General features: G+C 68.1%; 11 protein-coding genes, 1 tRNA gene and 1 pseudogene. 1 reads left to right on the top strand and 12 read right to left on the bottom strand.

All coding sequences use genetic code 11. The features are described from left to right. Nucleotides 1-16: 16 nt before the first annotated feature. From HNR51_RS08185 to HNR51_RS08130, 12 genes and pseudogenes are all read right to left on the bottom strand, one after another. Nucleotides 17-718, bottom strand: a complete 702-nt coding sequence (locus tag HNR51_RS08185) for a sensor histidine kinase (protein ID WP_182554624.1) — start codon at nucleotides 716-718, stop codon at nucleotides 17-19. Between the two features lie 52 nt (nucleotides 719-770). Continuing rightward, complete coding sequence (locus tag HNR51_RS08180; protein WP_012454761.1) at nucleotides 771-1,505, bottom strand: Crp/Fnr family transcriptional regulator; 735 nt, start codon at nucleotides 1,503-1,505, stop codon at nucleotides 771-773. A 225-nt stretch (nucleotides 1,506-1,730) separates the two neighbouring features. Continuing rightward, nucleotides 1,731-1,814 (bottom strand) — tRNA-Tyr (locus tag HNR51_RS08175). An 89-nt stretch (nucleotides 1,815-1,903) separates the two neighbouring features. Beyond that, the gene (gene recJ / locus HNR51_RS08170) at nucleotides 1,904-3,739 is read right to left on the bottom strand and encodes a single-stranded-DNA-specific exonuclease RecJ (protein WP_182554623.1); all 1,836 of its coding nucleotides are present in this window, start codon (nucleotides 3,737-3,739) and stop codon (nucleotides 1,904-1,906) included. 93 nt (nucleotides 3,740-3,832) lie between these two features. Continuing rightward, a complete protein-coding gene (locus HNR51_RS08165) occupies nucleotides 3,833-5,233 on the bottom strand; it encodes an NAD(P)(+) transhydrogenase (Re/Si-specific) subunit beta (RefSeq protein WP_182554622.1) in 1,401 nt (466 codons plus the stop codon). A gap of 4 nt (nucleotides 5,234-5,237) precedes the next feature. Further along, entirely contained in the window at nucleotides 5,238-5,690 is a 453-nt protein-coding gene (locus HNR51_RS08160; RefSeq protein WP_012454758.1) for a proton-translocating transhydrogenase family protein, read from the bottom strand. A 21-nt stretch (nucleotides 5,691-5,711) separates the two neighbouring features. After that, complete coding sequence (locus HNR51_RS08155; RefSeq protein ID WP_012454757.1) at nucleotides 5,712-6,851, bottom strand: Re/Si-specific NAD(P)(+) transhydrogenase subunit alpha; 1,140 nt, start codon at nucleotides 6,849-6,851, stop codon at nucleotides 5,712-5,714. A 111-nt stretch (nucleotides 6,852-6,962) separates the two neighbouring features. After that, a complete protein-coding gene (locus tag HNR51_RS08150) occupies nucleotides 6,963-7,256 on the bottom strand; it encodes an aa3-type cytochrome c oxidase subunit IV (protein WP_141951697.1) in 294 nt (97 codons plus the stop codon). Between the two features lie 112 nt (nucleotides 7,257-7,368). Beyond that, nucleotides 7,369-8,739: pseudogene (locus HNR51_RS08145) on the bottom strand (ABC1 kinase family protein). Between the two features lie 92 nt (nucleotides 8,740-8,831). After that, entirely contained in the window at nucleotides 8,832-9,218 is a 387-nt protein-coding gene (locus HNR51_RS08140; RefSeq protein WP_182554621.1) for a type II toxin-antitoxin system death-on-curing family toxin, read from the bottom strand. Continuing rightward, entirely contained in the window at nucleotides 9,215-9,439 is a 225-nt protein-coding gene (locus HNR51_RS08135) for an AbrB/MazE/SpoVT family DNA-binding domain-containing protein (RefSeq protein WP_141951694.1), read from the bottom strand. The genes HNR51_RS08140 and HNR51_RS08135 overlap by 4 nt, the downstream gene beginning before the upstream one ends. Before the next feature lie 66 nt (nucleotides 9,440-9,505). Then, entirely contained in the window at nucleotides 9,506-11,383 is a 1,878-nt protein-coding gene (locus tag HNR51_RS08130; RefSeq protein ID WP_182554620.1) for a M3 family oligoendopeptidase, read from the bottom strand. Between the two features lie 316 nt (nucleotides 11,384-11,699). Between HNR51_RS08130 and HNR51_RS08125 the strand changes: the two genes are divergently transcribed. After that, on the top strand, nucleotides 11,700-13,190 hold the full coding sequence (locus tag HNR51_RS08125) for a sigma-54-dependent transcriptional regulator (protein ID WP_012454751.1): 1,491 nt from the start codon (nucleotides 11,700-11,702) through the stop codon (nucleotides 13,188-13,190). The last annotated feature ends 4 nt before the right edge of the window (nucleotides 13,191-13,194 follow it).

Genomic DNA, 13,194 nt, shown 5'->3' with positions numbered 1-13,194 from the left:
ACGGGCGTCGTGCGGACTACTCCTCGTCCTCGACCAGCGTAAACTGGGACGTGAGCGGCAGGCTGATCGTGCAGCGCAGGCCGTGCGGCTCGAAGGCGAGCACCGTGTCCGCCTTCAGTTCGTAGCGAAGGCTGCGTTCGAGGACCTCCATGCCGAAGCCGCGATGCGGCGGCTCGGGTGCGAGGTCTTCGAGACCGCTCTCCGTCCAGATGAAGTTCAACCGCGGCGGCGATCCGGCCGCTTTCGGCGGCAAGACCGCCCATTCGATACGGATGCGGCCCTGCGGCACGGTCAGCGCCCCGTGCTCGACGGCGTTCACGGCCAGTTCGTGGATCGCCATCGCGAGCACCTCCGCCGCGCCGGGGCGTAGGTGCAGGCTCGGCCCCGAAATCGCGACCTGCTCGCCTTCCCGCGCGAGATGCACCAGCAACTCATCGGCGACGAGAGAATGCAGGCCGATCCCCTCGGGCACGCTGCGCATCAGCGCGTTGAGCACACGGGCGAGCGCATCGAGGCGTCCGTCGAGATGGGCGACGTAGGTCTCGAGCGAGTCACTCGTCTCCGCGGACCGGCGGATGATCGCCCGCAGCATCGAGAGCGTGTTGCGCACCTTGTGGCGCAGTTCGGCGGGCAGGCCGGTCTCGTCGAGGAAGCGGCGGAGGCGCCGGTTCTCGGCCTCGAGCTCCTCGATACGTGCGTCCCGCGGATCCTGGTTCATGGCTTAGCCGTTCGTTGACCTCAACAGGATTGAAACGGCTAGCGGCCGCTCATCAATCGGCGTCCGATACCGAGGGATCACGTTCGTAGTGGAGATAGGCCGGATCGAAGAGCGAGGCCGCCCGGAGTGCCGGGAAGTCTGGTATCGTCAACTGCCGGCCGCGCAGTCGGATCAATCCCTCGGCACGTAATTCTTTGAGCGTGCGGTTGATGTGGACGGTGGAGAGGCCCATCGCGTCGCCGAGGTCGGCCTGCGTGATCGGAAATTCGCAGCTCGTCTCGCTGGTCATGCCGACGGCGCGCAGCCGCAGGAACAGCTCGCAGAACAGATGCCCCAGGCGCTCCGTCGCCAGCCGCTGCCCGAGGCTGACGGTCCATTCGCGCTGGATCGCGGCCGTCATGAGCATTTCCCACCACAGCGCCTCGGCGAGGCGCGGGTATTCCTGGGCGACGTCCCGGATGGCGGTCTCGGGGATTTCGGCAAGAACCACCGGCGTCAGCGTGCCGAGCGAGTGGTCCATGTTCCGCAGCACGAAGACGTGCGGATCGCACAGATCGCCGGGGAGGAAGATCGAGATCACCTGCCGGCGACCGTCCTCCAGCTGCTTGTAGCGGCAGGCCCATCCCTCGAGGACGACGTTGACGTGACGCGGCCGTTCGCCATCGCGGATGACGTCCTCGCGCGCGCCGAGCCGTCGCGTCGGCTGAGCGATCCTCTCCAGCGCCTGCTTCTCCTCCGGAGACAGGCGGACGAAGTTTTCCAGCTTGCGGACGAGCGGGTTTGGCACTGGGTTTCCTTGGCCGAGTCGCCACAACCTAGCGCTCTCAAAACGGCACTGAACTAACCCAAGTTAAGTTTGAGCGCCAGGGCATCCGGCTGTGAACAGATTCCTGACCTCGCCGCTGGACGCGACGCAGACGAAGAAGGTTATGCTCTATGCCGAGGACCGACAACCGAGACTGTGGCAGGGTCGAGCCGCCTTGAGCGGCCACCTGTCGTCATCGGATGAGTTTGGTGGGGGAAGTAGGACTCGAACCTACGAAGCTTACGCAGCGGATTTACAGTCCGCCCCCTTTGCCGCTCGGGACATTCCCCCAAACCGGGTCACCGCGTTCTGTTCGCGGCGGGCGAGGCCCTTATGGTGAGGGTCTGATCGGGTGTCAACCGATCCGTTTCGTCCGATTTCTATCCACAGGGCGCCACGTCGCAGATTCGGATCTGGGCCCGCTCCGCGCCGCGCCAGCGGTCGCAGGAGAGCGTTCCGGCGACGTGGAAGCTGCGTCCGATCCCGCCGAGCAAGGCGACACCGAGCGGTCCCTGCGCGGCGCGGAAGGCGATGGCGCCGACGGCCTGACCGTCGCCGCTGACGAGGCGGGCACGGACATGGCCGTTGCCGACGACCCCCGCATCGACGATGCGGTGCCGGGGCAGCGCCATGACCGGCTCGGGCGCCCCCTGCCCGAAAGGACCCGCCCGCTGGATCAGGCGGACCAGCTCCGCGGTCGCGCCTCCGGCGCTCACCGTGCCGTCGATCAGCAGCGCCTCGGCCGCACGGGCTTGGCCTACCGCTTCGGTGAGGTCGCGGGCCAGGCTTTCGCCGAAGGCCGCGAGGCCGCCGGGTGGAAGCGTCACGCCCGCGGCCATCGCGTGCCCGCCGCCCTTGACCGCGAGGCCCGCCGCGACGGCATCGCGCACGGCCCCGCCGAGATCCGCTCCGACGACCGAGCGGCCGGAGCCGACGGCACTTCCGTCGGGTTTGACCGCGAAGGCGAAGGCCGGGCGACCGAACCGCTCCTTGAGCCGGGCGGCGATGAGGCCGACGATCCCGGGATGCCATTCGGGCGAAGCGGCGATGAGCACGGGGCGATCGGGGTCGCCCGCGAGGCGCGCATCCATGTCGGCCTCGGCCTCGGCGACGGCCTGCGCCTCGATCGCCTGACGCTCACGGTTGAGCCGGTCCAGTTCGTCGGCGATCCGCCGGGCTTCCATCGGGTCGGTGGTGGTGAGCAGGCGCGCGCCGAGCCCGGCATCGCCGATCCGCCCGCCGGCATTGATGCGCGGCCCCACGAGAAAGCCGAGATGCCACGCCTCCGGCGGCTCACTGAGCCCGGCGGCGTCGAGGAGAGCCGCGAGCCCCGGCCGCCCGCGCCCGCGCATCACCGCGAGACCCTGCATGACGAAGGCGCGGTTGAGGCCGACGAGCGGGACCACGTCGGCGACGGTGGCGAGCGCCACGAGGTCGAGGAAGTCGGTCAGCCGCGGCTCGGCGGCGGATGCGAAAACGCCCTCCCCCCGCAACCGCCGGGCGAGGGCGACGAGGGTCATGAACACGACGCCCGCCGCGCAGAGATGGCCGAGGCCGGACAGGTCGTCGAGCCGGTTCGGATTGACCAGGGCCCGCGTCGCCGGAAGCTCTTCCGGGGCGCCGTGATGATCGAGCACGATCACGTCGAGGCCGAGCGCCGCGGCGGCGGCCAGCGGTTCGTGGCCGGCGGTCCCGCAATCGACGCAGACGAGCAGGCCCGCCCCCTCCCCGCGCAGGGCCGTGACGGCCCCGACATTGGGACCGTAGCCCTCGGTGATGCGGTCGGGGATGTGGATGCGCACCGGCACGCCGAGCGCCCGCAGGTAATCGGCGAGCAGAGCCGCGCTCGACGCGCCATCGACATCGTAGTCACCGAAGATCGCCACCGCCTCGCGGCTCCGCACGGCGTGAGCGAGGCGATCCACCGCCGCCTCCATGTCCACGAGGACGGAGGGATCCGGCATCAGGTCGCGCAGGCGTGGGGACAGATAGGCCTCGGCCTCCGCCGGCCCGACGCCGCGCCCAACGAGAACGCGGGCGAGCAGGTCCGGCAGGCCGTAGGCCTGGGTCATCGTTGTCGCGAGGGCTTGCTGGCCTGGATCGCCGCAGCGCTCGCGCCACGGTCGCCCGAGCACAGAGGCGGTGACATCGAGGAACGGCCGCGGCCGATCGAGGGGGGGAGCGAGGGACATGGCGGCGGACACGAGGGCGACCATAGCCGCTTCCGCCGGCAAAAACTGCGCCCCGCAAACGACAGCGGGGCGGACGATTGCTCGCCCGCCCCGCCATGATGACCGCTGATGGGTCGATCAGAGGTTCTTCAGGATGTTGTCGACGACCTTCTTGGCGTCGCCGAACAGCATCATGGTGTTGTCGCGGAAGAACACCTCGTTCTCGACGCCGGCATAGCCGGAGCCCATGCCGCGCTTGATGAAGAGAACGGTCTTGGCCTTCTCCACGTCGAGGATCGGCATGCCGTAGATCGGCGAGGCCTTGTCGGTCTTGGCGGCCGGGTTGGTGACGTCGTTGGCGCCGATCACGAAGGCCACGTCGGCCTGCGGGAACTCGCCGTTGATGTCCTCCAGCTCGAACACCTCGTCATAGGGGACGTTGGCTTCGGCCAGGAGCACGTTCATGTGCCCCGGCATGCGGCCCGCCACCGGGTGGATGGCGTACTTCACGTCCACGCCTTCCTTCTTCAGCAGGTCGGCCATCTCGCGCAGCGAGTGCTGCGCCTGGGCGACCGCCATGCCGTAGCCCGGCACGATGATGACCTTCTCGGCGTTCTTCATGATGTAGGCCGCATCGTCCGGCGAGCCCTGCTTGACGGGGCGCGTCTCGACCTGGCCGCCGCCGGCCGCCGCGGCGGAGTCGCCACCGAAGCCGCCGAGGATCACCGAGATGAACGACCGGTTCATCGCGTGGCACATGATGTAGGACAGGATGGCGCCCGACGAGCCGACCAGCGAGCCGGTGATGATGAGCGCGAGGTTGCCCAGGGTGAAGCCGATGCCGGCGGCCGCCCAGCCCGAGTAGGAGTTGAGCATCGACACGACGACGGGCATGTCGGCGCCGCCGATCGGGATGATGATCAGGCCGCCGAGGATCAGCGACACGATCACGATCAGCCAGAACACCACCTTCGACTCAGTGCCGATGAAGATGGCGATCAGCACCACCAGACCGATGGCCATGGCGAGGTTGATGATGTGCCGGCCCGGCAGCATGATCGGCTTGCCGGACATGCGGCCGTCGAGCTTGGCGAAGGCGATGACCGAACCGGTGAAGGTGATCGCGCCGATCGCCACGCCGAGACCCATCTCGAACAGCGACTGCTTGTGGAAGTGGCCGTTCTCGAGGATGCCGAAGGCCTGCGGCGCGTAGAGCGCACCGGCCGCCACCGCGACCGCCGCGAGGCCGACCAGCGAGTGGAAGGCGGCGACGAGCTGCGGCATGGCCGTCATCGGCACCCGCTTGGCGATCACCGCACCCGCACCGCCGCCGATGGCGAGGCCGAGGAGAACGAGGATCCAGGCGCCGAGACCGGACGGCGGATGGCCGACCAGCGTGGTGAGGATGGCGAGCCCCATGCCCACCATGCCGTAAAGGTTGCCCTGACGAGCGGTCGTCGGGTGCGAGAGCCCCCGCAGCGCCATGATGAACAGGACGCCGGAGACGATGTAGAGAAGGGAAGAGACGTTTTCCGACATCGCCTCAGGCCTTCTTCTTGTACATGCCGAGCATGCGCTGCGTGACGAGGAAGCCGCCGAAGATGTTCACGGAGGCGAGAACGATACCGATGAAGCCGAAGAAGCGGGCCCAGCCGGTGCCCTTCTCGATCAGCGGGACGCCGACGGCGAGGAGCGCGCCGACGATGATGACGGAGGAGATCGCGTTGGTGACGGACATCAGCGGCGTGTGCAGCGCGGGCGTCACCGACCAGACGACGTAGTAGCCGACGAAGATCGCGAGCACGAAGATCGCGAGGCGGAACACGGTCGGATCGACCGCGCCGTGGGTGGCGGCGGCCACGCCGTGGCCGAGCGCGTCGGCGATGGACTGGGCGTGGGCGGCGTTCTGCTGGGCGATGTCGGCCGCGGCGCGAGCGGCGGCCGCGGCAGCGTTGGCCTGGTCAGCAGGCGAGACGGGCGGAAGGGGGGTTGCCATGGTGAGATCCTCCGCGACCGATCAGGCTTTGGGCTGAAAGTTGGGGTGGACCACCTGACCGTCGCGGGTGAGGTTGGTGGCCTTGACGAGCTCGTCGTCCCACTTCACCGCCAGCGCCTTCGCTTCCTTGTCGATCATCGTCTCGACGAAGGCGTAGAGGTTGCGGGCGTAGAGGCTCGAAGCGGTCGCCGCGAGGCGGCCCGGCACGTTGACGTGGCCGACGATCTTCACGCCGTTGCCGACGGTGACGATCTCACCGGCCTTGGCGCCGGCGACGTTGCCGCCGCGCTCGACCGCGAGGTCGACGAGCACCGAACCCGGCTTCATCGAAGCGACCATCTCCTCGGAGACGAGCTTCGGCGCGGGGCGCCCCGGGATCAGGGCCGTGGTGATGACGATGTCCTGCTTGGCGATGTGGCCCTTGACCAGCTCGGCCTGCTTCTTCTGGTACTCGGCCGACATCTCCTTGGCGTAGCCGCCGGACGTCTCGGCCTGTTTGAACTCGTCGTCCTCGACGGCGACGAACTTGGCGCCGAGCGATTCGACCTGTTCCTTGGTGGCGGGGCGCACGTCGGTGGCGGTCACCACGGCGCCCATGCGGCGGGCGGTGGCGATAGCCTGGAGGCCGGCGACGCCGACACCCATGATGAAGATGCGCGCGGCCGGAACGGTACCGGCGGCGGTCATCATCATCGGCAGGGAGCGGCCGTACTCGGCGGCACCGTCGACCACGGCGCGGTAGCCGGCGAGGTTGGCCTGCGAGGAGAGCACGTCCATCACCTGCGCACGGGTGATGCGGGGCATCAGCTCCATGGCGAAGGTGTCCACGCCGGCCTCGGCCGCGGCCTTCAGCGCGTCCTCGTGGCCGTAGGGGTCCATGATCGCGACGACCACGGCGCCCTTCTGGATCTTGGCCAGCTCGTCCGCGTTCGGGCGGCGGACCTTCAGGACGAGATCGGCGCCGGACAGGGCGTCCTCGGCGCTTCCGGCGATCTTGGCGCCGGCGGCCTCATACTCCGAATCGGGAACACCGGCCTTGGCGCCGGCCCCCGATTGCACCACGACCTCACTGCCCAGACCAATGAACTTCTTGACCGTTTCTGGGACGGCCGCGACCCGCGGTTCTATCGGGTCCGTCTCCGTCAAGACGGCAATACGCATCATTTGCTCCCGTTCTTACAGCCGCCCTTCGGCGTGCCGGTATCCGAGCCTTCTTGGAAGTTCAGATTTGGAAAAGGCCGACCCGATGGGCCGGCCCGGTAGAGGCGATCCTCAGCTCAGGAAGAGGATCGCGAGAAGAGCGGCGAGGACGAAGGCTTGGGCCTTCCAGCCGATGGCGGGGACGAAGGCGCCGACGGCCGCGGCCGCCCAGGACACCAGCACGCCGATGATCGCGGTCAGCCACGCCTCGTGAACGCCGCCGATGGCGAGGGACACGACCCAGCACAGAACCGTGACGGTGCCGATCTCGACGAAACGGACGAAGCCCCGGTAGGTCTGCTCGTGGGTCTTCTCGTCCATCGCCGGGCTGTAGTTCAGGCCGGTGAGGGTCTTCGTGTCCGCCATTGCGCGCCCGTTCCCTGGTATCGTTTTGATTGTCACGCGCGGATTTAGCGCAAGGCATCTCCGCTCGCAATCAGCTTGACGGTCAGGTCGGGGCGTCTTGAGCCGGCTTTTGTCAGACCGGAGCGGGGAGACCGGCCTCGGCGAGCGACGTCTGCTGCCGCTCGGCGAGGGTTTCGAGAGAGAACCGCTCGATCTCGGCCTCGAACAGGCGATGGTAGTTCAGTTCGGAGCGCAGGTGGAGGAAGACGGCGCCGAGGCCCACCGCCGCCCGGTCCATGAACACGAATTCCTATGGGATGGTGACCGGCCCCCGCTCCTTGAGCGCCTGGTGCACGGAAAACGCTTCCCGCCGGCCGTAGGCCCCCGGTTCGATTCCATCGGCGACGGTGCGCGTGCGGTCCTCGAGCAGCGGGCCATAGATGAACCGGGCCCAGATGTTGAGGATGTCGACGGTCTCCTTGTCGAGCTGCTTGAATCCCCAGACTTCGTAGGCGTGGACCACGCGATCCCGGTCATTCTCCAGCAGACCGCGATACAGGTCGACCACGCCGCCGACGAAGCGCGGGTGGAAGATGCGCACGCAGCCGTAATCGAGCAGGTTGATGCCCTGCGCCTCGCCGCCCTCGGAGAAGACGGTGTAGTTGCCCAGATGCGGGTCGCCGTGGATCACCGCCGCGCGGCTGAACGGGTGCCACCACGCCCGGAACATGGCCTGGGCGATGCGGTTGCGGGTCTCGATCGGGGCATCGGCGAAGTTCAGGATCTTCTCGCCGTCGAGCCAGCCGAGGGTAAGGAGGCGCTTCGTCGAGAGGTCGGGATGCACCGTCGGCACCCGCACCGAATCGATGTCCTTGAGCACGCTGCCGTAGAGGGCGGCGTGCTTCGCCTCGCGGCCGTAATCCAGCTCCTCGCGCACCCGGGCGCCGATCTCCTTGGCGATCTCGGTCGTATCGAGCCAGGAATTCATCCGCCGATGCAGGGCGAAGACGACCTGAAGCTGCTTGAGATCGGCCTCCACGGCCGATTGCATGTCGGGATACTGGAGCTTGCAGGCGAGCGGCTTGCCGTCGAGCGATTCGGCACGGTGGACCTGTCCCAGCGAGGCCGCGGCGGCCGGCCGGAGATCGAAGCTGCCGAAGCGGCTCTGCCAGTCGGCACCGAGTTCGGCCATCATCCGGCGCTTGACGAAGGCCGCGCCCATCGGCGGCGCGTCGGCCTGGAGCTTCTGGAGTTCCGCGGCGTATTCGGGCGGCAGCAAGTCGGGGACGGTGGCGAGCAGTTGCGCCACCTTCATGATCGGGCCCTTAAGGCCGCCCAGCGCCTGCGCGAGCGCTGCTGCGTTGTTCAGGCTCGCGCCGTCCTTGCCGCCGAAGAGACGCGCCGCGGCCATCCGCGCGGCCACGCCCCCGACATTGGCGCCGACGCTGGCGTAGCGGCTCGCGCGGGCGGTGAAGCGGTTGGCTTCGCGGTCGGTCTCGGCCATGGACGCGGATCGATTCCTATCGGGACTCGTGCCGAGATAGGAACCACGAGCGCCCGCGCCCAGGGCGATGGGACGGCGCGCCGCGGGCCGCGCTACGTCTTCGGCCAGTTGTCGCGGATCCAGCGGGTCAGGCCGGATTCGTCGATCTCGCCCGCGGCGAGGCCGCGAATCATCACCACTGCTTCCGCTTCATCGACGACGAAGTCGATGTCGTTCAGGCCGAGGAAGGTGACGAGCGCCAGCAGGGCGGCGCGCTTGTTGCCGTCGATGAAGGGATGATTCTTGGCAATTCCGAAAGCGCAGGCAGCCGCCAGCTCTGCGAGATCAGGCTCACCGTAGCCGGCCCGATTGATCGGGCGACCTAAGGCCGATTCCAGTGCCCCTTCGTCGCGTATGTCGGGCGGACCGCCGAAAAGCTTGATTTGATGAGCGTGAATGGCCTGGACGAGATCGCTCGTCAGCCAAATGACGTCACTCACTTCGCCAGCTCGGCTAGAGCATTCCGGTAGGTTTTCATAGCCCGCTCGGCGATCTTCATCCCCTTCTCAAAGGTCGGATCGTAGGGCGATAGGCGCACTGTGCCGTCAGCGTTCTCGGTCACATAGAGCCAATCGCCCTGCTCGAGCTTGAGCCGGCTGACGAGTTCCTTCGGCAGGATGAGGCCGGTCGAATTCCCGACGCGCTTGACCTCGAGCTTCATGGGCACCCCGCATGCGTTATACTGACCGTATAACACGCGCGGGGCACTCTGCCTATATCAGGTCGGCTAGGCGCCCTCCATCGCCTCCAGTTCGGCGATCATCCCCTCGATCATTCCGAGACCGATCTGCCAGAAACCCGGATCGCGGGCATCGAGCCCGAACGGCTTGAGCAATTCGCCGTAGGGCTTCGAGCCGCCGGCCGAGAGCAGGGCGAAGTAGCGCTCGACGAAGCCGGGCTCGGCGCGGGCGTAGACGCCGTAGAGCGAGTTCACGAGGCAGTCGCCGAACGCGTAGGCGTAGACGTAGAAGGGCGAGTGGATGAAGTGCGGGATGTAGGCCCAGAACGGCTCATACCCCTTATCGAGGGTGATGGCCGGGCCGAGGCTCTCCGCCTGCACCGACATCCAGAGTTCGTTGATCTGCTCAGCCGTCAGCTCGCCCTGGGCGCGGGCGAGGTGAACCTTTCGCTCGAACGAGTAGAACGCGATCTGGCGCACCACCGTGTTGATCATGTCCTCGACCTTGGCCGCCAGCATCGCCCGGCGCTGGATCGGGTCGGTGGTCTGGCCGAGAAGCCGGCGGAAGGTCAGCATCTCGCCGAACACGCTGGCTGTCTCGGCCAGCGTCAGCGGGGTCGGGGCCATCAGCGCACCGTTGGAGGCGGCGAGCACCTGATGCACGCCGTGGCCGAGTTCGTGCGCCAGCGTCATCACGTCCCGCGGCTTGCCCTGGTAGTTCACCAGCACGTAGGGGTGGGCCGAGGGCACGGTCGGGTGGGCGAAGGCGCCGGGCGCCTTGCCGGGCCGGGTCGGCGCATCGATCCAGCCGCCGTCGAAGAACTTTCTCGCGATGCCCGCCATGTCCGGCGAGAAGGCGTTGTAAGCCTCCAGCACGGTATCCCGCGCCTGAGCCCAGGGGATCGTGCGCTGCTCGACCTTCGGCAGCGGCGCGTTGCGGTCCCAGTAGGGCAGCGCCTCGACGCCGAACCACTTGGCCTTCAGCCGGTAGTAGCGGTGCGACAGGCGCGGATAGGCCGCCCGCACCGCCTCGACCATGGCAGCGACGACCTCGGGCTCGACCCGGTTCGAGAGGTGGCGGGCATCGGCCACGTCCTTGAAGCCGCGCCAGCGGTCGGAAATCTCCTTGTCCTTGGCGAGCGTGTTGGTGATCAGCGTGAAGATGCGCAGGTTCGCCTGAAGCGTGTCACCGATGGCGAGCGCCGCTTCCTTGCGCACCGCGCCGTCCGGATCCTGAAGCTTGTTCAGGGTCGGCTCCAGCGTCAGGCGCTCGCCCTGCACGGGGAAGCGCAGCGAGGCGATGGTCTCGTTGAACAGCCGGTCCCAGGCGGCGCTCGAGGTCACCGACTTTTCGAGGAACAGCTTTTCCGTACGGTCGTCGAGCTGGTGCGGCTTCTCGCGGCGCAGATCCTCGATCCAGGGCCGGTAGCGGGCGAGCGGCCCATCGGCCATCGCCGCATCGAGCACGGCGTCCTCGACCCGGTTCAGCTCCAGCCCGAAGAACAGCAGGTCGCCCGAGGCCGTGGTCAGCCGCTCGCGGGTATCGCCGTAGAACTTGGCGCGGATCTCGTCGGTGGTGTCGCCGGAATAGACGAGACCGGCATAGGACATCAGCCGGCCCATCAGATCCTCGATCCGCTCGTAGGTCTCGACCGCCTCACCGAGGACGGTCGAAGCGTCCGGCGCGGCGGCGATCCCGGCGATGCGGCCGGCATAGCGCTCGGCGAAAGTCCGGCTCTCGGCCTCGGCCCGGTCGAGGTCGTCGCGGAAGGCGGGCGCGTCCATGCTGGGATAGAGGTCGGTGAGATCCCATTCGGGCAGCGCGCCGAGATCGGCCGCCTGCAGCGCCCCGCGCACGGCCGAAAGCTCCTCGGCTCCCCTGGGCAACTCCGTGGACAGGGCAGCGAAAACGGCTCGTCTCGACATGATGTGCGGTTTCCTCGACGTGTCGGACCGCGGATTCGGCGTCGGGAGCGCCGGCACGGCCAGGCTCAGATATCGAGCGCGAGGCCCACGCGATCAACCGCGTCCTGCAATCCCAGGGCGCTGAAGCGCCTACGGATCGGGCGCAATGTCCGTCGGACGGGCGCAAGCGCCAAATTCGAGCGTCGTTAAGCGGCGCTTTACGCTCTTGGGCGACCCTGTGCCTCGAAACGAAACAGCCGCCGCCCTGCGTTCGCCGGGCCTCCTTCGAGGCCGCGTCCGCGCGCGGTCGGCTCGAGCGGAAAGCGAGGCGCCCCGCATGTCGACCACCGTTCTCATCATCGACGACGATCCCGTCCAGCGCCGCCTCGCCGAAGCGATGGTGCGCCGCCTCGGCTTCGAGCCGCGGATCGCGGAGAACGGCCATGACGGGCTCAACCTCCTGCGCGGCGGCGGGAATGTCGATGTCGTGCTGCTCGATCTCGTCATGCCCGGCGGCATGGACGGGCTGAGCGTGCTGTCCGAGATGCGCAAGAGCGGCATCGACACGCCGGTCATCGTGCAGACCTCGAACGGCTCGATCGATGCCGTGGTCAACGCCATGCGGGCGGGCGCCGTTGATTTCGTGGTCAAGCCGGCGGGCGCCGAGCGGCTCCAGGTCTCGATCAAGAACGCCCTGCGCGTCGATCAACTGGAGGAGGAGGTGCGCCGCATGCGCCGCCGCGCCTCCGGGGCGCTCGGCTTCAAGGATCTCGCCTCGAAGAGCCCGGACATGGAACGGGTGATCCGGCTGGCCGAGCGGGCGGCCAAATCGAACATCCCCGTCCTGATCGAGGGCGAATCGGGGGTCGGCAAGGAGGTGCTGGCCCGGGCGATCCAGGGTTCGGGCGACCGGCGTGGCAAGCCGTTCGTGACGGTCAATTGCGGGGCGATCCCCGAGAACCTCGTCGAATCCACCCTGTTCGGCCACGAGAAGGGCGCTTTCACCGGCGCCACCGAAAAGCATGTCGGCAAGTTCGTCGAGGCCTCGGGGGGGACGCTGTTCCTCGACGAGATCGGCGAACTCCCCCTCGATGCGCAGGTGAAGCTCCTGCGGGCGTTGCAGGAGGGCGAGGTCGATCCCGTCGGCGGCAAGCGCGCGGTGCGCGTCGATATCCGCCTGATCTCGGCGACCAACCGCTCGCTGCTCGACCTCGTGAAGCAGGGCAAGTTCCGCGAGGATCTCTATTACCGCCTCAACGTCTTCCCCATGACGCTGCCGCCGCTGCGGGCGCGGCGCGAGGACATCCCGGATCTCGTTCGCTCGTTCTGCGCCCGCTTCGCGGCGGAGGAAGGCAAGCGCCTGCGCGGAATCACGGCGGAGGCGATGGCGCTGCTCTCGCGCTATCCCTGGCCCGGCAACGTGCGCCAGTTGGAGAACGCGCTGTTCCGTGCGGTCGTGCTCGCCGACGGCGACGAACTGACGGTGGCGGAATTCCCGCAGATCGCCGCCCAGGTCGAGGGCTTCGACGTGCGCATCCCGCCGCTGCCGGTCCAGGCGGCGATGCCGGCCGGCGGCCTCGAGCCGGTGCGGGAGATCGTGCGCGTCGAGGTGCGCGACCCCCACGCCATGTCCCTCGTGGTCGAGGAGACCGGCGACATGAAGACGATGGAGGCGGTCGAGGCGGAGGTGATCCGCTTTGCCCTGCAATTCTACCGCGGCCGAATGTCCGAAGTGTCCCGCCGCCTCGGAATCGGCCGATCGACCCTCTACCGCAAGCTCAAGGAACTCGGCCTCGACGAGGACGAGCGCTCCGAAGACGCCGCCTGAGACG

This window comes from Methylorubrum thiocyanatum (assembly GCA_014138645.1).
Classification (GTDB): domain Bacteria; phylum Pseudomonadota; class Alphaproteobacteria; order Rhizobiales; family Beijerinckiaceae; genus Methylobacterium; species Methylobacterium thiocyanatum.
This window is presented reverse-complemented; position numbering and strand designations above follow the sequence as displayed.